The organism is Paraherbaspirillum soli, from assembly GCF_042654985.1.
Lineage (GTDB): Bacteria > Pseudomonadota > Gammaproteobacteria > Burkholderiales > Burkholderiaceae_D > Paraherbaspirillum > Paraherbaspirillum soli.
In genome coordinates this window covers 57,949-81,222 of the sequence record NZ_JBHSMT010000023.1, presented here as the reverse complement: position 1 = coordinate 81,222, position 23,274 = coordinate 57,949, and the positions used below count along the sequence as shown (strand labels likewise).

Annotated in this window: 13 protein-coding genes and 1 pseudogene; 4 read left to right on the top strand and 10 right to left on the bottom strand. The window is 57.9% G+C overall.

Annotated elements, in window-relative coordinates:
• Nucleotides 1-281 precede the first annotated feature (281 nt).
• Nucleotides 282-1,064: pseudogene (locus ACFPM8_RS12520) on the bottom strand (ATP-binding cassette domain-containing protein); the annotation flags it as partial.
• 1,128 nt (nt 1,065-2,192) lie between these two features.
• Nucleotides 2,193-2,339 carry a hypothetical protein gene (locus tag ACFPM8_RS12515; protein WP_378997888.1) on the bottom strand — a complete coding sequence of 49 codons (147 nt, stop codon included), beginning with the start codon at nt 2,337-2,339 and terminating at the stop codon, nt 2,193-2,195.
• Between ACFPM8_RS12515 and ACFPM8_RS12510 the strand changes: the two genes are divergently transcribed.
• The 3 genes from ACFPM8_RS12510 (at nt 2,338) to ACFPM8_RS12500 (ending at nt 10,986) form a co-directional block, all read left to right on the top strand.
• On the top strand, nt 2,338-8,079 hold the full coding sequence (locus ACFPM8_RS12510) for an alpha-2-macroglobulin family protein (protein WP_378997887.1): 5,742 nt from the start codon (nt 2,338-2,340) through the stop codon (nt 8,077-8,079). The two genes, ACFPM8_RS12515 and ACFPM8_RS12510, sit on opposite strands and share 2 nt — an antisense overlap.
• Nucleotides 8,064-10,340 carry a penicillin-binding protein 1C gene (pbpC, locus tag ACFPM8_RS12505; protein ID WP_378997886.1) on the top strand — a complete coding sequence of 759 codons (2,277 nt, stop codon included), beginning with the start codon at nt 8,064-8,066 and terminating at the stop codon, nt 10,338-10,340. The genes ACFPM8_RS12510 and pbpC overlap by 16 nt, the downstream gene beginning before the upstream one ends.
• A gap of 286 nt (nt 10,341-10,626) precedes the next feature.
• Complete coding sequence (locus ACFPM8_RS12500; protein WP_378997885.1) at nt 10,627-10,986, top strand: hypothetical protein; 360 nt, start codon at nt 10,627-10,629, stop codon at nt 10,984-10,986.
• A gap of 708 nt (nt 10,987-11,694) precedes the next feature.
• Here ACFPM8_RS12500 and ACFPM8_RS12495 read toward each other — a convergent pair.
• The 4 genes from ACFPM8_RS12495 to ACFPM8_RS12480 all read right to left on the bottom strand — a co-directional run bounded on the left by ACFPM8_RS12495 (nt 11,695) and on the right by ACFPM8_RS12480 (nt 14,219).
• On the bottom strand, nt 11,695-12,126 hold the full coding sequence (locus ACFPM8_RS12495; protein ID WP_378997884.1) for a lysozyme inhibitor LprI family protein: 432 nt from the start codon (nt 12,124-12,126) through the stop codon (nt 11,695-11,697).
• Nucleotides 12,127-12,233: 107 nt separating this feature from the next.
• The gene (locus ACFPM8_RS12490) at nt 12,234-12,617 is read right to left on the bottom strand and encodes a VOC family protein (protein WP_378997883.1); all 384 of its coding nucleotides are present in this window, start codon (nt 12,615-12,617) and stop codon (nt 12,234-12,236) included.
• Between the two features lie 61 nt (nt 12,618-12,678).
• Nucleotides 12,679-13,599: an NmrA/HSCARG family protein gene (locus ACFPM8_RS12485; RefSeq protein ID WP_378997882.1), complete on the bottom strand. Its 921-nt coding sequence runs from the start codon at nt 13,597-13,599 to the stop codon at nt 12,679-12,681.
• A gap of 32 nt (nt 13,600-13,631) precedes the next feature.
• Nucleotides 13,632-14,219, bottom strand: coding sequence for an NADPH-dependent FMN reductase (locus ACFPM8_RS12480; RefSeq protein WP_378997881.1), 588 nt, complete (start codon nt 14,217-14,219; stop codon nt 13,632-13,634).
• 143 nt (nt 14,220-14,362) lie between these two features.
• Here ACFPM8_RS12480 and ACFPM8_RS12475 point away from each other — a divergent pair, with 143 nt between their 5' ends.
• Nucleotides 14,363-15,289, top strand: coding sequence for a LysR family transcriptional regulator (locus ACFPM8_RS12475; protein ID WP_378997880.1), 927 nt, complete (start codon nt 14,363-14,365; stop codon nt 15,287-15,289).
• A gap of 182 nt (nt 15,290-15,471) precedes the next feature.
• Here ACFPM8_RS12475 and ACFPM8_RS12470 read toward each other — a convergent pair whose 3' ends face one another.
• The 4 genes from ACFPM8_RS12470 to ACFPM8_RS12455 form a co-directional block, all read right to left on the bottom strand.
• A complete protein-coding gene (locus ACFPM8_RS12470; RefSeq protein ID WP_378997879.1) occupies nt 15,472-15,867 on the bottom strand; it encodes a nuclear transport factor 2 family protein in 396 nt (131 codons plus the stop codon).
• A 154-nt stretch (nt 15,868-16,021) separates the two neighbouring features.
• Nucleotides 16,022-18,673, bottom strand: a complete 2,652-nt coding sequence (locus ACFPM8_RS12465; protein WP_378997878.1) for an FtsK/SpoIIIE family DNA translocase — start codon at nt 18,671-18,673, stop codon at nt 16,022-16,024.
• A gap of 169 nt (nt 18,674-18,842) precedes the next feature.
• The gene (locus tag ACFPM8_RS12460; RefSeq protein WP_378997877.1) at nt 18,843-19,958 is read right to left on the bottom strand and encodes an ATP-binding protein; all 1,116 of its coding nucleotides are present in this window, start codon (nt 19,956-19,958) and stop codon (nt 18,843-18,845) included.
• Nucleotides 19,959-20,232: 274 nt separating this feature from the next.
• Nucleotides 20,233-22,218 (bottom strand): protease pro-enzyme activation domain-containing protein, encoded by a 1,986-nt coding sequence (locus ACFPM8_RS12455; RefSeq protein WP_378997876.1) that lies wholly within the window; start codon nt 22,216-22,218, stop codon nt 20,233-20,235.
• Between the last annotated feature and the right edge of the window lie 1,056 nt (nt 22,219-23,274).

The following is a 23,274-nucleotide window of genomic DNA, read 5'->3' as shown; positions in this document are numbered from 1 at the left end:
GATTGCAGAGGAGCACGGCGGGAAGCGCTATTTTGAAACATGTGCGTTATTTTTAGTTTTAGGGTGAAACGGGTTTTTTTAGGTGGGGCGTAAGGTGAAATCGGCCTGATTGAGGCGAGGTTCCCTAGCACATTCTTAATTGGAAATAAGAAGATACGAATGATATTGAGAATGATTGCAATTAGCAATTGCAAACCAGGAAAACTTAACATTTCTTCAAAGAATGTCTTTTTCAGCCAACAGTAACGGGGCTGGCACTTGCCTGGAGCTTGAAAAGTCGACTAGGCGACTATCGCTTGCGGTGCGGATTTAGGAATCATCACGTCCTGGATCACCTTGCCGCCTGCCAGCACGATGGCACGGTCGGCAGAATTGATCGTCTCAGGGCGGTGCGCGACGATCACCTTGGTCATGTTCAACGACCGGATCGCCGCATTGACCGCATGTTCGCGCTCAATATCCAGATGGCTGGTGGCTTCGTCGAGAAACAGAATCTTGGGTCGCTTATACAACGCCCTGGCCAATAGAACGCGCTGCTTTTGTCCGCCGGACAGGATCGTGCCCATGTCGCCGACCAAGGTGTTGTAACCCATAGGCATGGCGGCCACATCTTTATGAATCGCGGCCAAGCTGGCGCATTGGTTGATCCAGGCATGATCGGCGAGTGGATCGAAAAAGCTGATGTTGTCGGCAATCGAACCGGCAAACAGCACGTCGTCCTGCAACACGGTGCCGACCATCTGCCGCAGCGTGTCCAGGCCGACACGATGGACGCTCTGTTCGCCGATCAGCACCTGGCCCTCGGTCGGCGCCAATACCCCCAGCAAAATGTTGATCAGCGTGTTCTTGCCGCCGCCCGACGGCCCGACGATGGCAACCGATTCGCCGGCCTTGATCTTGAACGAGACGTCATCGAGCACCTTGGACTCCTGTTCGCCATAGCGAAAGTGCAGATTGCGTACTTCGAGGATAGGCGGCAATGATGGTTCGTCTTGGCTTGCGGTCCGGCCATAGGTCGCCTCCGGCTCATGCAATACGATATCGGCTAGATTGGTTGATTTTATTTATAAATTTAACAAATAAGAAATATTTTATTGGAAATTTTGCGCCAAAAATTTTATTGGTGTTTTCTAAGATGTCATTTTTCCCCTAATACATTTCAAATAAAAAATCCCTATATAACCAAACAATGCCATCATAGGAAACCCTGAGATCGCCCCACATTTTGTCGCTGGTATGCCTACAATCAAAAGCAGACCAGAAATGGAAAATATGCAGGAAATCAAAAATCCAGTCCAAAGAAATAATTTACTTTTCCCTTTCGCGAATTCTGTACTGTAGCTAAATATCATAAATCATCCATTTGTGAGATTTTAAAATATGATAATACTATTTGGATGTTGTTAATTGCTATATGCATATTTGCCTTATTATTAAATAGCGAGAGATAAGTTGAAGTTCTTTCTACTCACTTCGTTCTTGCTGATGATTTCACGCTAAAAGCAATCACTAAAGAAGGGGTTACTATTGAAATTAACCATTTCTCAGGATTATTTAATAAGTGATCAAAGGCAATTGATATTGAGAATGCTAGGGAAGTAATTAAAAAGAAAGTTGTGAAAAAGGATAAAGATGCTATTAAAAACCATATGAATGATAATTTACAACCATTCTTAAATTTGGATTGATTAAGCATTGTTATTTAATTAAATTTTATGGGAATATGGGTCTTCGACTTTAATTAATTAAAAGGAGCGAAGTTAACGATGTGCTCATTTCTCCTGCATACTTTTCAAAATATTAAATAAATCTCACATTGATTCTTTTTGACGTGATTGGCAAATTTCAAATATTTCAATGGAATTCAATCATGGAGGAAATATGATATGAATTGTTTTGTTTTTCTACCTATGTACTGATTAATTTTTAGTGAGATTGATTTTATCCGTCCTTAGCTGTACGGCCATCATTCAAGTTCTTATTTTTGTATTAGAAATTTCTGATTTATATAATTTAAGACTCGCTCGTTGGTCTTATACGCATGCAACATATATGCATGACGCAACAATGTTTTGGCTTGTCTACCCAGGGAATTGAGAATGCGATCCACGACAGCCGAGTAATCTGAACGAAGCAATCCAGGCATTGCTCAAATAGCAAAAAGTATCCTGGCAGCATCAAGATACGGTATCCTAGCGGGTTAAATTTTCATATTTGCCCAGCCCGAGGATGCCGATGTACCAAGCGATAGTAAGAAGAAAAACAAGCAGCAGCGCCGTGACATTTCCGGGGCTGTTTTTTTTCGCCTTCAGGTTGCGGAATGTCCTGGCGCTGGTCATGGCATTGCTGGCCGGTCAAATGGCGCAGGTCGCTGTCGCCGGCAATATCACCAGTTTTTCTCCGCAAGGCGAAATCACGCAGGTGCGCCAGGTGCGGGTCAATTTTTCCGAAGCTGCGATAAAGTTCGGCGATCCTAAGGCGCCGATGCCGTTCGACGTCAATTGCTCGGAAGCCGGCAGCGGCCGCTGGGCCGATGAGCGCAACTGGATCTATGACTTTGTGCGCGACGTCGGGCCGGGCACGCGCTGCAGCTTTACGCTCAAGCCGACTTTCAAGTTATTGTCCGGCGCGGCTGTCAGCGGCAAAACGGCGTTTCAATTCAATACCGGCGGCCCGGCCGTCGTCGATGTCAAGCCATCAGGGGGCAGCATCGATGAGCAGCAAATCTTCATCCTGGTGCAAAACGGCACGGCCACCAGCGACAGCATCCTCAAGCATGTTTATTGCGAAGCCGAAGGCGTGCATGAGCGTATTCCGGTCAAGCTGATCGGCGGCGCGGACCGCAAGGAGCTGCTCGATCATTTTGCCGAAAAGATCAATCCCGATCGCGTCAGCACAGTGCAATGCCAGCAGCGTTTGCCGAACGATGGCGCGGTCCAGTTGGTCTGGGACAAGGGCGTGGCGACGCCGTCAGGCATCGCCAGCAGCCAGCCGCAGGTGTTCAAGTTCAAGGTGCGGCCGACTTTCACGGCCAGCGTCAGCTGCGAGCGCGAGAATGCCAATGCGGCCTGCGCTCCGATTTTGCCGCTGACCGTACAGTTGAGCTCGCCGGTTACGCGCAAGCTGGCCGAAGGCGTGCGGCTGATCGGTCCCAACGGCAAGGCCAAGCCATTCTTTGAGAAGAACGACAACGCCGAGACGGTCACGCAACTGACCTTCAATCCGCCTTTTGTCGAAAAATCGGAACTGAAGATCGACCTGCCGTCAGGCTTCCAGGACGAGAGCGGCCGTGCACTGTCGAATGCCAATGCGTTCCCGATGAAAGTCGGCATGGCGGACTATCCGCCGCTGGCAAAATTTGCCTCCGCGCCGTTCGGCATCATTGAACTCAACGCCGATGCGACGCTGCCGGTCACCCTGCGCAGCGTTGAGGCCAATATGATCGCGCGCAGCGCCGACGGCAAAATCAATCCGGGCAGCGTCAGCAATCTGAAAGTCAGCGACGACCAGAACATCATTGCCTGGCTGACCAAGCTCAATCGTTATCACGAAACCGAGATCACCATCGGCAAGAAGTCGGTCGAAACGCGCAGCATCGGCTTGCTGGCAAAACAAGCCGGGGCCAAAACCCTGGCACTGCCGGAGTCGCCGGATAGCAAGAACGGCGTGCGGCCGTTTGAAGTGATCGGGATTCCACTCAAGGACCCGGGGTTTTATGTGCTCGAGCTGGAATCGCAAAAGCTCGGTGCAGCCTTGCTGGGCAAAGCCGCGCCGATGTATGTGCGGACCAGCGCGCTGGTGACCAATTTGTCGGTGCACGTCAAGATCGGCCGTCAAAACGGCGCGGTATGGGTGACCACCTTGGATAGCGCCAAGCCGGTGAGCGATGCGGAGGTAAGGATTTCCGATTGCCGCGGCGCCGAACTGTGGCGCGGCAAGACCAATAAGCTGGGTGTCGCGATGGTGCCGGAGTTTCCCGAAGACGGCTGCCGCGGCGGTGCCGACACCAAGCCGGGTCATATCGACGGCTTTTTCGTCAGCGCCCGCAAAACCGATGAGAAAGGCCGCGCCGACATGGCTTTCGCGCTGACTTCGTGGAATAACGGGATCGAGTCCTGGCGTTTCAATCTGCCGCTGGACAACGACAAGTCGGCCACGGTGCGCGCACACACGGTGTTTGACCGGGCCTTGTTCCGCGCTGGCGAAACGGTTTCGATGAAGCACGTGATCCGCGCCGAGACCATGCAGGGTTTTGGTTTGCTGCCTAAAGACAAATTGCCGACCCGGGTCCGCATCACGCATCAGGGCAGCGGTCAGGAGTATCAATTTGCGCTGAACTGGCGCGGCCAGAAAAATGCCGAAACCGTATTCGAGCTGCCGAAGCAGGCCAAGCTCGGGCGTTATGAGGTGGTGCTCGATAGCGGTGCGGTAAAGAGCGTCGTCGAAGGCGGCAATAGCAGCGAGGACGGCGAGCAAGGCGATTCCGGCGACGGTCCGCGCAGCTATAGCACAGGCGGTTTCCGCGTTGAAGAATTCCGTTTGCCGCTGCTGCAGGGCCGGATTACGCCACCGAAGAGTCTGGTCGCGCCAAAGGAAGTGCCGCTCGACGTGCAACTGAATTACCTGAACGGCGGCGGTGCTTCCGGCCAGTTGGTGCACATCACCAGTCTGCTGCGCGGCAAGGCGGTCGGTTTTGCCGGCTACGATGGCTATTCGTTTTCTGCTGCGCGCAATGAGGGCGACAGCGGCGCCGATGATCAAAAGATTGTTGCCGACAAATTGGCGGTGACGCTGGATAAAAACGGCGGCGGTAAAACCGTGGTGAAGGAACTGCCAGCCATCACTGTGCCGAAAGAATTGCTGACCGAAATGACCTACGCCGATCCGAACGGCGAGATCCAAACGGTATCGAGCGTCACTCCGATGTGGCCGTCGGCGGTGGTGGTCGGCTTGAAGGCGGGGGAGTGGGTCTCGGTCAAGAACAAGTTGACCTTGACCGCGGTTGCGCTGAATCCGGCAGGTCAGCCGCAAGCCGGCGTGCCGATTGAAATCAGCGGCTCGTCGAAGCAAACCAACTCGCATCGCAAACGCATGGTGGGCGGTTTCTACGCCTATGAAAACACCAGCACCGGTACCGACCTGGGTTCGCTGTGTTCCGGCAAAACCGACGCGCGCGGCTTGATGATCTGTACCGTGGAATTGTCGGAGCCGGGCAACGTCGAGCTGACTGCCAAAGGCAAGGATGACAGCGGCAAGGTCGCGCTGGCCAGCAGTTCGGTATGGGTGACCAAACAAGGTGAGCTGTGGTTCGATGGCGAGAATCAGGACCGGATCGACATCCTGCCGGAGAAAAAGAGCTATCAAGCGGGCGAAACCGCCAAGTTCCAGGTGCGCATGCCGTTCCGCTATGCGACCGCGCTGATCGCGATAGAACGTGAAGGCGTGATCGACACCCAGGTGGTGCAATTGAATGGACAGGATCCGACTTTCAGCCTGCCGGTCAAGGCCGGCTATGGGCCGAACGTGTTTGTCTCGGTGCTGGCGGTGCGCGGCCGCATGCGCGAGGTGCCGTGGTATTCGTTCTTTACCTGGGGCTGGAAAGAGCCGTTGAACTGGTGGAGCGAGTTCAAGGAATATCAAGCGCCAAGCGCGACCGTCGATCTGGCCAAGCCGGCCTACAAATACGGTATCGCCGAAATCATGGTCGGCACCGCCGCCAACCAGTTGGCGGTAACGGTCAAGGCGGATCAGCCCAGCTACGCGATCCGCACCACTGCCAAGGTGAATATCCAGGTCAATCTGCCCAACGGCAAACCGGCCGCTGGCGCTGAAATCGCCCTGGCGGCGGTCGACGAGGCCTTGCTGGAACTGGAACCCAACCGCAGCTGGAATTTGCTGGAAGCGATGCTGCAACGACGCAGCTACGGCGTGGAAACCTCGACCGCGCAAATGCAGGTGGTCGGCAAGCGCCATTACGGCCGCAAGGCGATTCCGGCCGGTGGCGGCGGCGGCAAATCGCCGACCCGTGAATTGTTCGATACCTTGCTGCTGTGGAAGCCGGTCATCGTGCTGGATGCCAACGGCCGGGCGCAGGTCGATGTGCCGTTGAACGATGCGCTGACCAGTTTCAAGATCGTCGCGGTGGCGCAGAGCGGCGACAGCCTGTTCGGCACCGGTGCGGTCAGCATTCGCTCGACCCAGGATCTGCAATTGATTTCCGGCTTGCCGCCGCTGGTGCGCGAAGGCGACCAATTCAGCGCGCTGGTGACGGTCCGCAACACCACCACGCGGGCGATGCAAGTCAATGCCGCGGCGCAGGCGAACGGCTTGGCAACGCCGTTGCCGGCCAAGGATGTGAACATCCCGGCCGGCGAGTCGCGCGAGCTGGTCTGGGCCGTGACGGTGCCGGCGGATGCGACCCAGCTGGTGTGGGAAATCAACGCCCAGGAACAAGGCGGGCCCAAGGTCAAGGACAGCATCAAGTTCAGCCAGCGGGTGGTGCCGGCAGTGCCGGTGACGGTGCAGCAGGCGACCTTGTTCCAGCTCGACAAACCTTTCAGCATGGCGGTTGCACCGCCGGCCGACGGGCTGCCGGGACGCGGCGGTTTGACGGTATCGCTGTCGCCCACGCTAGCGGCCAACCAGGAGGGATTGCGGCGCTACTTTACCGACTACCCGTTCTCTTGCCTGGAGCAAAAGACGACGCGTGCGATCGGTTTGCGCGACGACGCGCTGTGGCAAAAGGTATTGAACGATTTGCCGACCTATCTGGATAGCGACGGCCTGGCTTATTACTATCCGCCGAACGAAAGCAACGCCCGGCGCGGCAGCGATACCCTGACCGCCTATTTGCTGGCGGTCACCCAGGAGTCCGGTTTTGCGATTCCGCAGCAAAGCCGCGACAAGATGCTGGATGGCTTGGCCGCTTTTGTGGAAGGCAAAATCACCCGCGATTTCTGGTCGCCACAAAAAGACCTGGACGTACGCAAGCTGGCGGCGCTGGAAGCGCTGTCGCGCTACGACCGGGTGCGGCCGGAGATGCTGGGTTCGATCCAGCTGTCGCCGAATCTGTGGCCGACCTCGGCGGTGCTGGACTGGATCAATATTTTGCAACGCGTATCCGGTGTCCCGGATCGCGCCAAACGCCTTGCCGAAGCCGACCAGATCATCCGCGCACGCTTGAATTATCAGAGCACGCGCATGGGCTTCTCGACCGAGAGCAGCGACTACTGGTGGTGGCTGATGGCCAGCAGCGATGTCAACGCCACCCGACTGGTGCTGACCATGCTCGACAATCCGGCCTGGAAAGAAGACATGCCGAAATTGATCAACGGCGCGATTCAACGTCAGTCGCGCGGTCATTGGGCCACCACGACGGCGAATCTATGGGGTTCATTGGCGCTGCAAAAATTCGCCCGCAAATTCGAATCGGAAAAAGTGGCCGGCGTCACCAAAGCCTCGCTGGAGCAGGGCGCCAACGTGGCCAGCAGCCAAAGCTACAACTGGCCGACCGCCGCAACCGAGGTCGGCAAGCTGCAACTGCCGTGGCCGGCTCCAGCGGCTGCGGGCGAACTCAAGCTGAGCCACGCCGGCAGCGGCGCACCGTGGGTCACGGTGCAAAGTCTGGCGGCGGTGGTCTTGAAGAAACCGTTCTCAAGCGGCTATCGGATCAATAAAAACATCGTCCCGGTCGAACAGAAAGAAAAGGGCAAATACACCCGCGGCGACATCGTCCGGGTCGATCTGGAAGTCGATGCCCAGACCGATATGACCTGGGTGGTGGTGACCGATCCGATCCCGGCCGGCGCCACTTTGCTGGGCTCGGGCCTGGGCCGGGATTCGGCGATTGCGACTACCGGCGAACGGCCTAGCGGCAGTGCCTGGATGGCGTATGAAGAACGCAGTTTCGAGGCGTTCCGCAGTTATTACGAATACGTGCCGAAGGGAAAATTCACCATGACGTATACCTTCCGTATCAATAACCCGGGCGAGTTCAGCTTGCCGCCGACCCGGGTCGAAGCGATGTACGCGCCGGAAATGTTTGGTGAAAGCCCTAATCCGAAATGGACGGTGAAGTGAGGGGGAAAGCGATTTCCGGCGGCCCTGGATGTGCGCAGTACGTCAAACGCCTGTCGCTCAGCGCGGTTCTACTGCTGGCGTTGAGCGCAGGCCAGGCGCAGGCGCTGCAACGTTTCGCCGACGTCCAGCAAGAGTTCCGTTCGTCCGAAGCCAGCCTGTACGACCGCAAGGGCCAGTTGCTGCAACAAATCCGCTTGAATCCGCATGAGCGCCGCTTGTCGTGGGTGGCGTTGGAAGATGTGTCGCCGGCATTGCGCAATGCGCTGGTGGCGTCGGAAGACCGGCGCTTTTACCAGCACAGCGGGGTCGATTGGAGCGCGGCGGCCGCCGCTGCCTGGGGCAATCTGTGGAACAGCAGAACCCGCGGCGCGTCGACCATCACGATGCAGTTGGCGGGCTTGCTGGATGACGATTTGCGGCGCCGCACTTCGCCCCGCTCGATCCGGCAAAAGCTGTCGCAGGCGGTGGTGGCCCAGCTGTTGGAGCGCAACTGGCGCAAAGATCAAATCCTGGAAGCCTATTTGAACCTGGTCAGTTTTCGCGGCGAGCTGGTCGGCATCCACGCCTTGTCGCGGGTGCTGTTCGACAAACATCCGAGCGGCCTGAACCAGCGCGAAGCGGCGATTGCGGTCGCGCTGATTCGCGGCCCGAACGCCGCGCCGGCCCGCGTCGCCGAGCGCGCCTGCCGCATCTTGCAGGATCAAAACGCCGCGCCGCAATGCAAGGGGCTGGAAGGCTTCACCTTGCTGGCATTGGCGCGCACCGGCTCCAATTCCGAAGTGATTGTGACCACCACGGCGCCGCAACTGGCGCCGCATCTGGCGCGCAAGCTGCTGCATACCCCGGGGCAGGCGCTGCGCTCGACGCTGGATGCGGGCGTGCAGCGGTTTGCCAATGACGCCCTGCATCGGCAACTGGCGGCGCTGGTCGACCGCAACATCCAGGACGGCGCGGTCGTCGCGATCGACAACGCCAGCGGCGACGTGCTGGCATGGGTCGGTTCCAGCGCCACGTTTTCCAATGCGGCCGAGGTCGACGGCGTGGTGGCTTTGCGCCAAGCCGGTTCGACCTTGAAACCGTTTCTCTATGAGCTGGCAATAGAAAAGAAATGGATGACCGCGGCCTCGATCCTGAACGATGCGGCGATCAACTTGCCGACCTCCAGCGGTTTGTATATCCCGCAGAATTACGACAAGCAATTTAAAGGCTTGGTCAGCGTGCGCACGGCCTTGGCTTCATCGTTGAACATTCCGGCGGTGCGGACCCTGGTGACTGTCACGCCGAGCGCTTTTTTCGAGCGCCTGCAAGGGCTGGGTTTCCAGTTGCGTGAATCCGGCAACTATTACGGATACAGCCTGGCGCTAGGCAGCGCCGACGTCAGCCTGCTGGCGCTGACCAACGCCTATCGCACGCTGGCCAATCAAGGCAGCTACAGCGGCGTCCGCACAACATTGAGCGATCCGGCAGTCACCATGCGCAAGGTGATGGACCCCGGCGCCGCCTTCATCATCGGCGACATCCTGGCCGACCGCAGCGCCCGCAGCCGTACCTTCGGCCTGGAGAACGCGCTCTCGACCCGGGTCTGGGCGGCGGTCAAGACCGGCACTTCCAAAGACATGCGCGACAACTGGGCGGTCGGCTATTCGGACCGGTATACCGTCGGCGTCTGGGTCGGCAATGCATCGGGCCTGCCGATGTGGGACGTGTCCGGCGTGACCGGCGCCGCACCGATCTGGCAAGAAGTCATGCAATTCCTGCACCAGCGCGACCAATTGCGGCAACACATCCCGACCATGCCGGCCGGCGTGGTTGAACAAGACATCCGCTATGAGGACAAGATTGAAGCGCCGCGCCACGAGTATTTTCTGGCGGGAACCGAGCAAAGCCTGATCACGACTGCCAAATCCGACGACATCAAGGTCGCGATACGCTACCCGACACAAGGCATGCTGGTGGCGATCGACCCGGACATCCCGCCGCAGCGGCAACGGATGCGCTTTGCGGCAGATGGTTTATCCAGCGGCTGGTGGCGGCTGGACGGCAAGCTGCTGGCGCTGCCGGTAAAGGCCGGCAAGAAAGCCAGCCGCCAGACACCGCCGCCAAACCAGCAGCTAGCATTCGACTGGATGCCCTGGCCCGGCAGGCATGTGCTGGAATTGCTGGACGCTAAAAGGGAAGTGGTCGATCAGGTTCGCTTCGAGGTGCGCGGCGCGACGGAGAAAGTGCCGGAGCAGCTGCGTAAGCATGCCGTTAAAAAATAGTGTTTGAATTTCAAGAAAATCTGCGTTATCTTGCTCAGGTCGTGAGAAAGAGCGGCCTGGCTGGACAGCCAGTGAAGTGAGTAACACCGGGCAGACAATCCGCTCCCGAGCGGTTTTTTTTCGTCTGCCCCTATCAACTGTTGCGCCTTCTATGGCGGGCACTTGGTAGGGAGGGCTTCGGCCCTGCCGGTCAATGGTGTCTCACGCCGGTCTGTCCATCCTGCCTTGCGCCCGCCACCTTCGTCAGCCGACGAAGGGCGGAAAACCTGCCGCAAAAGGAGATCGCATGACCTACGCAAAAAATGCCAACAAAACCTACATCTTCCCGCCTGAACCCGGTTCCCCCGAAGCAGCACTGCACAAGCCGTTCTCGTGGCTGGTCCCGGAACTGCAGCACGACCCGGACGCACAATTCTCATCTGTTACGAAGAACTTCAGCTTTGGCATCAGAAACTGCCTGCGGATGATCCACGCCACCGATCTGGCCAGCGGCGTTTATGCCGACCCGGCACACCCGCCGCTATTGAGCACCGATGTTCGCGAGGAGCTGATGCTGTTTTCAATTGATGCCGCCGACGAGTTGGGAGAAAAGGCGGCCAGGGATATCGAGCGCCGCAATGAAAAGTATTTAAAAGAGCGTCGGTAGCTTGGGCTTCCCAGTAATGTAGGGCGGAAAAGCGCAGCCCTTGCAGGGCGCGTATCCGCTTGCAAGCGGATACCGTTACGCAGGCGGATGGCATGCCATCCGAAATCCCTGCTTCACCCTTCCGCCGTTTTATATGCGTCAATCGCATGCGGTACATCGAGCGGCGGATAACGCTACGCTCATCCGCCCTACGCACGTAGTAGTTAATCGGGGACATAGTTTAAGAGGCACCGCAGCGTGCCGAATTACTGTGTCCCCGATTAACGAACCACGGAGCGCCGAGGGGTTGTAGTTGATTTTGAGTTTTGATGTTTTGACATACTCAGCTTTGCACCCTGGCGGAGACTCCCTTTTGCCGAGGACCAGGAGTGCATCATCATAGTCAAAAAAATTAAAGGCGGCAGTGACGGGGCGCTGCGCCACCTCAAAGGCAGCGCCAAGTATTCCGATAGCGAGTCGTTGCATGACGCGCTGGCGAAAAAGCATGGAGTTCGATCGGCGAAGAAGCAGGCGGCATGCTCGCGCTCGATACCCATATGTTCGATCAGGCAGCGCAGTCGGTAGGTTGGGCTCCAAAGCCCAACGTTCGGTGGCGATTAAAGAAACGTTGGGCTTCGCCTTCGGCTCAACCACAACCGAACATCGGGACATAGTTTAAGAGGCACCGTACGTGCCGAATTACTGTGTCCGCGCGAAAACGGCGCGATTCTATTTCAAGTTCTCTGCCCACCGAATCATTTTCTTCGTCTCTGCAGTCACGCACATCGCCTGTGCGGCTGGCTTCATCGACCCGTTGCCCCATTCGCGCTCGGCAGATTTCGCGCATGAGGCGTCGCGAGACTTCTCCCATTTGGCAACTTTGTCGTCGATGACCTGTGCGCGCTTAGGCAGTCGACTCACCTTTTCGGCGACGACATGTTTAAGCGCCAGATCAGCCGCAACCTGGTCGCGATATGCACACAGATTTGTATTGGTCTGATTGGCGTCGCATTTGGCAAGGCTCTGCCGTAGATCGGCTTCAGGCAAATTGCTGCGGCGGGACAGTTCGGTCAATACCTCGCCATCCGGCGGCGCATAGCGAGGGGACGCGTTCGCCACGGACGCCGCAGCGAGCAAAATCAACAATAGGATTTTTTTCATTCTTAGATACTTGTGAACAAATCTTCGCTCTCAACAACCGCCGGCACGGAAGACGCATTCACTTCTTCCGAGATGTAACGCTCATTCCACCTTACCCTGCGCCCCATCTACCCGCCACTCCCATAAGGTCGGGTAATGACCTCAAGAAGATGACCATCGGGGTCCTCAAAATACACCCCGCGGCCACCGTCGTTCCGGTTGATTTCTCCAGCCCGGTGCTGGCCGGGGTCTGCCCAATACTGCAGTCCTAGCTCGCGGATGCGGGCGAAGGTTTGATCGAAGTCGTCTTCGTTTATCAAGAAAGCATAATGCTGGGAGAATATCTTGCCATCGCGCTCGTAGAAGTCGAGCGAAACGTTGTTGTTGAGCTGAACGACCAGCATAGCTCCGAATCGGGTGGCGGATTGCAGGCCCAGGACTTCCGTGAGGAACGTTGCCGATTTCTGCTTGTCGCGGCACCAGACGATCGTATGGTTTAGCTGCACGCTCACGTTGCGCCTCCTTTTAAGCATCCTTAGAGAGCAAAAATTATCTCAAACCCGCCAACTATTTTCAGGCTGGCGCCGGGATCGCGAAGTTCTCCCTAGCCCACGTGGCGAACTTGGTCGGTTGGCGGCCGGCGACTCTGGTGGCCAGCGCAATTGCGTCGCGCGAATCCGCACCGAGGTAGGTGTGGGCCTCGAAGTAGGCGAGCATCTCCGTGATTTCCTTGGCGCCTGGGAACCAGCCGGCAAAGAGTTCTGGCGGGACTTGCGTGAACGAGAACTTGTGCCCCTGTTGATTCAGCGTGCCGATGACTTCGTTGAAGCTCAGGAAGTCGCCGACCAGCGGCAAATGTTCGCCGTGCCCCGCCAGTTCCGGCTGCGCGAATGCGCCGACCACGATGGGGCCGAGTTCGGTGATGTCGCCCATGTGAATGACGCGCTTGTCCGGATCGAGCGGGATCGCCCAGCCCATGCTCTCATCCGCTTGCTTCTGGGGAGCCAATACGCCGACCAGATTTTGGTAGAAGAACGGCGCGATCACGAATGTGTGGTGCGCGAATCCAGCCTCCGTCACGATGCGGTCGATTTTTGCTTTGCCCGTGAAATGCGGGACATCGAGCTTGCCGCGGCTAATCGTCTCCACGTTCGGAAGCGTCGACCAGATGAAGTGCTGAACGCCGGCATCTTTGGCCGCGTGAACGGCCGCGAGTGCCTGCTTGCGCTCGTCCGTGCCCGCTTCCTGGAAATTGGTGACCAGAAAAACCCCGTGTGCTCCGGCAAACGCGGCTTTCAGTGTTTCCGGACGATTCAGATCCGCCAGAACGACTTCATTAGCCAACTGCGCATCAGCCAACTGCGGATACTTGGCCGGATTGCGCGTCAACGCGCGTACCTTGAATTGACCGCTCGCCCGCAGCGCGCGCACGACGGCGCCGCCCTGATGACCGGTTGCGCCGACGACGGCGATGAGCTTTTTGGTGTTTGACATGGTAGTTCTCCAATGCGGCGGTGAAGCGGTGCTCATGCGGCTTCCTTTGCGGTCTTGAGCGCCTTGGCCCACCAGCCGATGTCGTCGAGCAATCCGTTGGCGGCCTGCGACAGATGCGGAAAATCTTCGAAGGTCTTGTCCTGTTGCCAGATGCCGAGGAACTCCACCATGCCGATGTGAACGGCATTGCGCACCGGCGCCATCTGCAACTCGACAGCGATGAGCCGTAAGTGCTCGATAGCCCGTGCCGCGCCGACTCCGCCGTATCCGACGAAGCCGATCGGCTTGCGGATGAATTCCTTGTACGCGTAGTCGAACGCGTTTTTCAGCACTGCGCTCGGTCCATGGTTGTACTCGGGCGCGACCACGATCAGGCCGTCCAGCGTAGCGAGCTTGTCGGCCCAGCGCTGCGCGGCCTCGTTCTTCGCCGCCCCCCAGGCCGGCGACATTGGCTCGTTGAAGAAGGGCAGGGGGTGATCGCGCAAGTCGATCAGTTCGAAGGCGAGGTCGGCGCGTTGCTTGGCGATCTCGTGGATCCAGTACGCGGGCTTTTCGCCGAAGCGGCCTTCGCGTGTCGAGCCGATGACGATGCCGATCCGGGGTTGTTGCTGTGGGGTCATGATAAGTCGATGTCCTTGCAAAGTCCGCTGTGCGGAGTTGGGAGCCTCGCGGCTCGATGCCTGAACAATAGGGCTCGGTCGATTGATTGACTAGCCGGTACAATTGGATTGCACTCGTCCACTCATGTTAGGAATGACCTGCCATGCTCGACCTCAATGACATCGCCATGTTTGTGCAGGTAGTGCGCAGCGGCAGCTTTGCAGAGGCGGCTCGGCGGCTGGGCTTGCCGCCCAATACCGTGAGCCGCCGCGTCCAGCAGCTTGAAGCGCAGCTCGGCACGCGGCTGCTGCAACGTTCCACCCGCAAGCTCACGCTCACAAGTGCTGGCCAAGGTTTTCATGAGCGTTGCGCGGGAGCGGTCGACGGCCTGCTCGAAGCGGGGCAGGAGTTGATGACGGGCAGCAGCGCACCCAGCGGCCTGGTGCGCGTGGCGGCGCCGGCTGACTTTTTCGACATCTTCCCGATGGAGTGGGTGAGCGAGTTTCTGGCCGCGCACCCGCGCGTGCGACTCGACTTCGTGCTCAGCGATGCGAACGCCGACTTGATCGCAGAGCAGATCGACATCGCCTTTCGCGGCGGGCCCTTGCGCGATTCAGGCTATGTCGGCCGTCAGATCCTCGACCTCCGCAGCGACGGCATGGTGGCAAGTCCCGCTTACATCGCCGTGCGCGGCGCACCCCGCACGCTGCAGGAACTGGTGAGCCACGATTGTGTGATCCCGACGCATCCCAGCGGCCGCGCCACATGGCGTTTGGTCGGCCCGAACGGCGAGGAAGAAGTGCAAGTCGCCGGGCGCTTCAGCGGCAATACCGCGCAGGCACTGCGCAAGGCCACCGTGGCCGGACTCGGCATCGCTCTGCTGCCGCCCGCGATGGCCAAGCTCGACGTTCAGGCCGGTGCGCTGGTCCCGGTGCTGCCTCAATACCAGCGCATCGGCTACGGCATGAGCGTGCTGTATCCGAGCCGCCGGCACCTGCCGCTCGCGGTATCGGCGTTCATCGGGTTGGTGATCGAGAAGATGAATGCGGCCGAGGTGCCGGAGGTGCATAGCTCTGTGCGGCGTCGATAGCTTGGGCTTTCCAGTAATGTAGGGCGGAAAAGCGCAGCGTCGTCCGCCGATTCGGACGCATCAAACACCGGCGGAGCATCCAGCGGCGGATAACGCTGCGCTCATCCGCCCTACGCACTGTCGTCGATGCAATGAACGGTTCGGGGGACCTGGTGCAAGATAAGTCGTTGTCGGGAATCCGCTTACAACTTTTCGCCCGGTGTTTTTTTCCCGGAAATCAGCGTTACCTTGGCGATTTTTCCATCGTGGACTTCATAAATGGCAATCGCCTCCATGACGCCTGGTCCTTCGGGTAGCGTGACGCGAATGCGCTCATGGTCGACGACGGTATTTCCCATCACAATGCGCTTGACGATGATGCAATGCAAAATCGTATCGCTGAACCGTACCGTATAGTTCTTGCGCATTTCCTCCTTGCCCTTCGCCAACGGCGTGGTCGGAAATCTAAAAATCTCGGCTTCGTCCGCATACGTGGCAAGGAAGGCATCCATGTCGCGCGCATTGTAGGCATTGAGCTGTTTCTGGACGATTTCCTCGGCGGAGTTCGTCTCGACAGCTGATTTGGATATATCTTTCATGCCAGACTCTTTCTTGGGGTAAGTTGAGCATCAGCCATGGGCTTGGTCGTCAGCAAGCCAATTCTGAAAAAATCGATTCAAATCCTGCGAACAAATCTTCACTCTCAATAACGCCGACACGGAAGACTCATTCGCTTCTTCCGAGATGTAACGCTCACTCCACCTGCGCCGGCGCCAACACCTCACGGCTGCCGTTGGTCGCCACCGACGACACGATGCCGGCCGCTTCCATTTGTTCCACCAGCCGCGCTGCGCGGTTGTAGCCGACCCGCAGTTGCCGCTGCACCGATGAAATCGAGGCGCGCCGGGTGCGCAGGACGAAGGCGACCGCTTCGTCGTACAGCGGATCGGCCTCGGCATCCTGGCTTTCTGCGGTCGGTTCTGCGCCGGCATTCTCGGCGGGGGCGCCGGCCAGGATGGCTTCTTCGTATTCGGGTTCGCCGAACTGTTTCAGATGCTCGACCACCCGATGCACTTCTTCGTCGGAGACGAAGGCGCCGTGCACCCGTTGCGGGTAGCCGGAGCCGGGCGGCAGGAACAGCATGTCGCCGTGGCCGAGCAGGGCTTCGGCGCCCATTTGGTCGAGGATGGTGCGGGAGTCGATCTTGGATGAGACCTGGAACGCGACCCGGGTCGGGATGTTGGCTTTGATCAGGCCGGTGATCACGTCGACCGAAGGGCGCTGGGTCGCCAGGATCAGGTGGATGCCGGCGGCGCGGGCTTTTTGCGCCAGGCGGGCGATCAGTTCTTCGATTTTTTTGCCGGTCACCATCATCAAATCGGCCAGCTCGTCGATGATGACCACGATCAGAGGCAGCGTGGACAGCGGTTCGGGGGCGTCGGGTGTCAGCGAGAACGGGTTGGTGACCTTTTTGCCGCGCATCTGGCCGTCGCGAATCTTTTGGTTGAATCCGGCCAGGTTGCGCACGCCTAGCGCAGACATCAGGCGGTAGCGTTTGTCCATCTCGGCGACACACCAGGTCAGCGCGTTGGAGGCCAGTTTCATGTCGGTCACGACCGGCGCCAGCAGATGCGGGATGCCTTCGTACACCGACAATTCCAGCATTTTGGGATCGATCATGATCAGCCGCACGTCTTCCGGCGTCGACTTGTAAAGCAATGACAAAATCATGGCGTTGATGGCGACCGATTTGCCGGAGCCGGTGGTGCCGGCGACCAGCATGTGCGGCGCGCGCGCCAGGTCGGCGACGATAGGATTGCCGGTGATGTCCTTGCCCAGCGCCAGGGTCAGGCGCGATGCCGAGTGCTGATAGGCGTCCGATTCCAGGATTTCGGAGAGCCGGATCATTTGCCGTTTCTCGTTCGGCAGCTCCAGTCCCATGCAGGTTTTGCCGGGGATGGTTTCCACCACGCGAATCGACGTCAGTCCCAGCGCGCGCGACAAATCCTTCATCAGGCCGACGATCTGGCTACCGCGTACGCCTAGCGCCGGCTCCACTTCAAAGCGGGTAATCACCGGCCCGGCATCGGCGCCGAGGACGGTCACGGGCACCTTGAACTCTTTCAAGCGTTGTTCGATCAGCACGCCGGTTTCCGCCAGGCGCTCGGCCGGGATATCGATAATTTCATTGACTGCCGGATCGAGCAGGTCGAGCCCGGGCAAGTCGATGCTGAGTTGATGCGGGGCGTGAAATTGGAATTGATCTTCTGTCTTGATCTGTTGTGCCGCCGGATGTCGGGGGTGCTCGCTGGCAGCCGGCGCTGCTTGCCCGCCGACCGGTCGCAGGGAAATCAGACCGCTGATGTCGATGACGGTGTCCGGCGCATCGTCAATCGTCCAGGCAGGCAAGGATGCTGGTGCCTGATTGAGCAAGTGCGTGGTGTCGGCGAATGTGTCGACAGGGGTGAGCAGCGCCGGAGAAATGGTTGGTGCCATTGGCAGTATTTCCGGCGGTAGCGGGAGAGCGGCCAAGGCGATGGTGGCATCGCTCGCTTGATGATCGGTCACAGCGGCGAGCTTGATCGGCAGGGCAGGGGAGGCAACGCTGTTGGCGGGCAATGCGGCCGGGCGGGTGCTGATGGTCCTGGTCTGGGCGTGGCGCGGCTGCGCCTGATTGCTTTGATACGGCAGCATGCCGCCTGGTCGAGTTGCGGCTGAGTTGCGCGCTGCCTGGGCGGCATTGGCGCGCGCGCGCATCGCGGGCGTGGGGATGATTTGTTCGAACACGGCCCATTCGGACATGGTCCTGCCGGATGGTTTCGCTTCCGGCCGTGTCTGCCGGGGTTTTTGCGGATTGTCGGAGAACGCCACCTGGTCGGCGGCCGAGGGCAGGCGCCAGGATTTTCGTTTGCGTGGCGGCGCCGCGATGATCTCCCGCGGTCTGGCGGAAGCTGTCCCGGATTGGATGGGCGCGACGATCCGCGTCGTGCGTTGTTCGCGTTGGGGGGCGCTATTGTCCGTCTGCTTGGGGAAAATGCCGCGCAACGGTGTTGCCAGCCACGCAATGGGTTTCAACCAGCCGGTGCCGAACAACCATGACAGCGCCAGCATGACCACCGCCATCATCGTCAGCACGCCGCCGACCTGACCGAAGCCGCCGATCAGGGCTCGTGCCACGGCTTGCCCTGCAAAGTCGCCGCTCAATGGCGTTGCATCCGTCATGCGGATGGCGGCTTCCAGTGCGCTGCTGGCCAACAATATGAGCAAGGTGCCTAGCCACAATCGAATCGATCCCGGTCCGCGCAGCGTGGTGACGCCGGCCCGGCGCGCCTTGATCACGCGCCAAAGCAGTGGGGTAAGCCAGAGTAGCGACCATCCGAACCAATCGAAAACAGCTATATGCATGCTCAAATTCAACGAAAAATCGGCGTTCCGAGGTCATCGGAAACGCTCGGCCGATCAGACGAGACCGAAGTTCGCTGAGTGTCCTTAAAAAAGAAAGTGGGTGATATTAACTGAAAATGCAGCGCGTGTTGCCATGTCGATTTGGCGCAACACCGAAGGCGGCCGGCCGCTACGCATCCCTGTGGCGCACCCAGTCAGCCAAGGCTTCATCCTCGAATTGATAAAGGCCGTAATCGATCTTTGTCACGATATTTTTGTCGCTCAAGCGGCGCAGGGCGTTTTGTATTGTGTTTTTGTTCACCGCATCGCCTATTCCCAACTCGCTGCCCAGGCGGCTCAATGCCGCTTTGCTGTGCAAGTCGGTCACGCCGCCGGCCAGCATCGCCAGGATCACTTTGTCGGCCGCCAGCAAGGCATCCCATTGCTGTTTGAAACCTTCATCGCTGAATACCCGGGTTTTGGTGGCTGCCAGGGCGGCAGCCGAGCCGTCCAGCGGGTTGCTGACATAGTGTTCGACGTAGCGGCGGAAAAACTCCGGCGTGTTCTTCAGCTGCGAAAAAGCGTGCAGTGCATCCACCACCGACAGTTCATATTTTGAAATGGTGTTGACCCGTTCCACCATCGCTTCGACAAAGTCGCGGCCCAGCAATTCGAACGGTTCCAACGGCGCCCAGTTATAGAACGGTTCGGACGAGACGCCGAACATCCGGCGCAAGGTCGGCTCGGAACTGCCGGCAAAAATCACCTTGATGCGGTCTTTCCGGATATCCAGCGCCGCTCTCAGCGCGTGCGCGAAGTGCGCGTTGTCGTCGTAGGCAAGCACCTGCGCTTCGTCGATCACCAGGATCATCTTGATCTTGGTTTTGTCGAAAGCGCGTACCGCCTCCATCAGCAAGGTGCCGGACAGCCTGTTGTCGTCCGCCAGCTCGGCTTCCACCGTGCCTTCGCCTATCCCCGGCACCTTGCCGGATGCCTTGACCTTCTTGATCGGCCGCTTGAAATGCGCCCAGACTCTGTCGAATCCCTTGGGTTCGACTGCCTTATAGAATTCGGACACCAGCGCGGTGGCGGGATCCAGCTCCAGATCCCACAGATTGACGTATACCGCCACATAGCCGCGCGCTTCGGCGGCCGGAATGAAATCCTGTTTCAGGAATTCGGTTTTTCCCATGCGACGCCGGGCGAACAAGCCGCGGGCCGAAGTCAGCCCGACCTCAAACAGGTCGAGGTAGGTTTTGGCTAGCTTGGGGCGGGCAAAATGCCAGTTGTTGGCTTTCTTCGGCATGGTATTAAAAGGTATTAAGTGATTTAATACCTTTGATTATGGGAAACAAATCTCGGTTTGTCTATTAAAGTTCTTAAAAGGTATTAAATCGTTTAATACTTTTTAAGGGTGGCGATGACGGGCGTTTCCCAGGATGCGCGGCGCTGTCTGCGATCAAGTGCAAAGTAGGGTTCAGAAAAAAAGGGGCGCCGTTTACACGGCGCCCCTTCAATCTATCTGCCAAAGAATACAGCGTAAGCTACCCGCCGATTGTCTTGGGACAGATGGAGTCGTCTTACTTATAAGTGGCCACCAGCGATACGCCATTAAACGTCGCATAGGAATTGAGCAGCAGGTAATAAGTCCCGGCTTTCGGAGCACTGATGGTGATCGACTCGGAGGTGGTTGAACCATCCGATTTCTTCAGATACGAAGAGGTCGTTGGCGCCGAGCCGAGTTTGACGTAGATGTCGCAGTCGCCGCTGCCGCCGGAAGTCTTGAACGTCAGGCTGGTACGGCCGGCTGGTACGACGATGGAGTAGACCTTGCTCGATCCAGACGGAAGTCCAAGGCCGGTTACCGGAACGCCGCTCTTCAACACATTGCCTGTTGGCGGCGGTGGTGTCGTGCCGGAGCCAATGACTGCTGCAAAATTGGCGACATTCAGGCTGCCATAGCCGCTGGCATAGTCCCACCCAGTCGAGGCGTTGTAACCGCCAACGCTGCCCGAGGTGATGTCATGGAACATGCCGGGATTGGCGGCGGCTTTTTGATAAATCGCTGCAGCAGGGAAGGCCAGGCTATTGTTGTTTTGCGATTGGACGCGTGCCCAGAAGCCGGTGAACAGCGGCGCTGCCAGGCTGGTGCCGCCGATTTGTTGGGTAGAGCCGTTGATCAGGACCATCGCGCCGCTGGATGGGTCGGCATCCAACGAGATGTCAGGAACGCCGCGCATGGTGGACGAGCCCAGAACACCGGAACTGACCTGCCAGCTAGGTGCTGACTCTGTCAAGCTGGCACCGCCGCCGGCGCCACCGTTGGCGCTTTGTTGGCAACTTTGCCAATCGGTGCAGCTCCACACCGATTCGCCAAGCCAGCCGTTGTTCGAGTCCGTGTCGACCAGGGTACCGCCCAACGCAATCACGTACGGCGAGACGGCCGGATAGCTCTGCGCATTGGTGCTGGTGCCGCATTCATATGAGCCGGAGTCGCCCGAGGACACCGAGAACGTCTGTCCTTGTGCTACCGCAGTCTGGAAAATCTGGTCGTTGCTGGCCATGATCCCGGACGATTGGGCGTCGTTTTCGCATTCGCCCAAGGACACATTGATGGCTTTCGCCTGGTTGTCGCTGACGGCCTTATTGTAGGTATTGGTCAGGTCGGCATCGCTCAGGGTATCGGCGACGTACAAGACCATTTGCTTGATGGTCCCGCCCGCGGCGGCCAACGAACTCTGGGTATCCATGTTCCATTCGCCGAGACCGGCGGTGTCGCTGCTTCCAGACCCGACGACAACGGTGGAAACATTGGGCTGAGGATAACCGGCGGAGCTGGCGAATGAATTCAGGTCAGTAATGGTTTGCGACACGTCGCCTTGGCTAATGATGCCAATGGTGGCGTTGGTTGCGCTAGGCAGGCTCGTTGCGTTATAGATTGTCGGGAAGTCGGTGGGGTTGTGGCCGGTCGTCGTGAGAATCTTTGCGTCCGGCTTCTTCAACATTGTGTGATGCAGGTGCACTGTCTGCAATCCATGTACGGCCAAAACGATATTGGACAGGGATTGCGGAACCGCTGCGTCATTCACGTTGGCGTATGCAGTGCGGCCATTGACGCTATAGGTATGCAAGTCGGCATTGAATGCCGATTTTACCGAGGCGGCGCTGCCGGTGGCGTTCACCAGCATGTTATTGCTCGACACAGTGATCTTGGTAAAGCCGCTGCGGGTCAGGTGGTTGACGACCGCTTGCACCTGCTCCTTGGTGGGGGCATAGCGGGACATGAATTCCGCATTGGTAAGCGCCTTGTTGGTGCGTCCGGACATGATGTCAGCCGTCAGCCCATCCAGGTCAGATTTGTTGCGCAGCTTCAGCGCGACCACGACGTGTGTCAGAGAACCCGCTTGCATCGCAGCGATATGCGTGACCGCCTTGGTCGTCGTGCCTTTGACCGCAGTCGCTTTGGTTGCAGTGGATACCCATGTTTCCGCTTTGGCTGATGAGGCAAATGTCGCAAGCATCAAGGCTGCCAGCGATAGCATCTTTAAATTAACTCTGAATGTCATTGCTTTACTCCAATTGTGTATGGATAAAGTGACCCCATCGACGGTAATCGAGTGGATCTGCTCAGTAAATGCATCCCCTTGCAATGTGAAGTCTCGCAAGGGAAGTCGCAATTTCCCGCAACGTCGGGACGTACCTGGCGTTGTGAAGAAATGCCTTGATGCCCAGAGCCGCCGCACCGGCGGACAAGGGCGCGAACACCAGGAAGCGACCATGACAGCGCCTGGTGAATCGGAAAAATTTCTACAGGTGATCTAGATGCTGGAACTTGCATCACATAGCGTGATGCAGGAAACATCGCGGATCGTAAAATCCGCTAGATGGCCGTAGCGTTGTCGCTACCAATGACAGAAGGCGGGGGGAGACGTGGTGTAAAAAGTGTGCGAAAAATCGTCGGACGACAGTTGCGGAACAATGAGGGATATGGCGGTGAATTTAGCACAAGTCATAATGCGTCCTCTTGAGAGTTAACAGCGGCGGCCTCTGCATTTTTATTCATTCTTTTTGAAGCGAGCGGCATATAAAAGCGACTGCTTGACACGATGTTCTTAAAACTAAACTCGGGGTACTTGGGATTTAGAATAAGTCGAAAATTTCCATGTTGCAATAAAATTTAACGGGATATTTGTATCTTTATGTGTACGTTGAAGTCTGCGCAAGGTCGCGCTTCTCCTCACTTGTACATCGGCTATCCAGGTAGTCATCGGCGCCCCTGCGATGTCCAACCTGGAATTAGGTGCGAATTCAGCAGCCGCGATTTCTAACTGAACTTGTTTAACGAGATTACGGCTGGAAGTGCCGCTAGCTCGCGAGCTAGCGAAAATCCGGCATATGAAGCGAGGACTGTTTGGACTGTGGCGACATGACCGCCAAATACGACCAGAGACAACAGCGCGCTACCGAACAACCATAGGATTGCTACAGAGATTTTTCCTGCGTTCGACGAGACTAGAACGGCACGCACTTGAAGCGCTGTCTGTGCACCTTTGAAGCCTGCCATGTTGTTGCGAATAGCTGTGCTTTGCAACAAGCCCGCTACGACACCGAGAGCGGAGCTG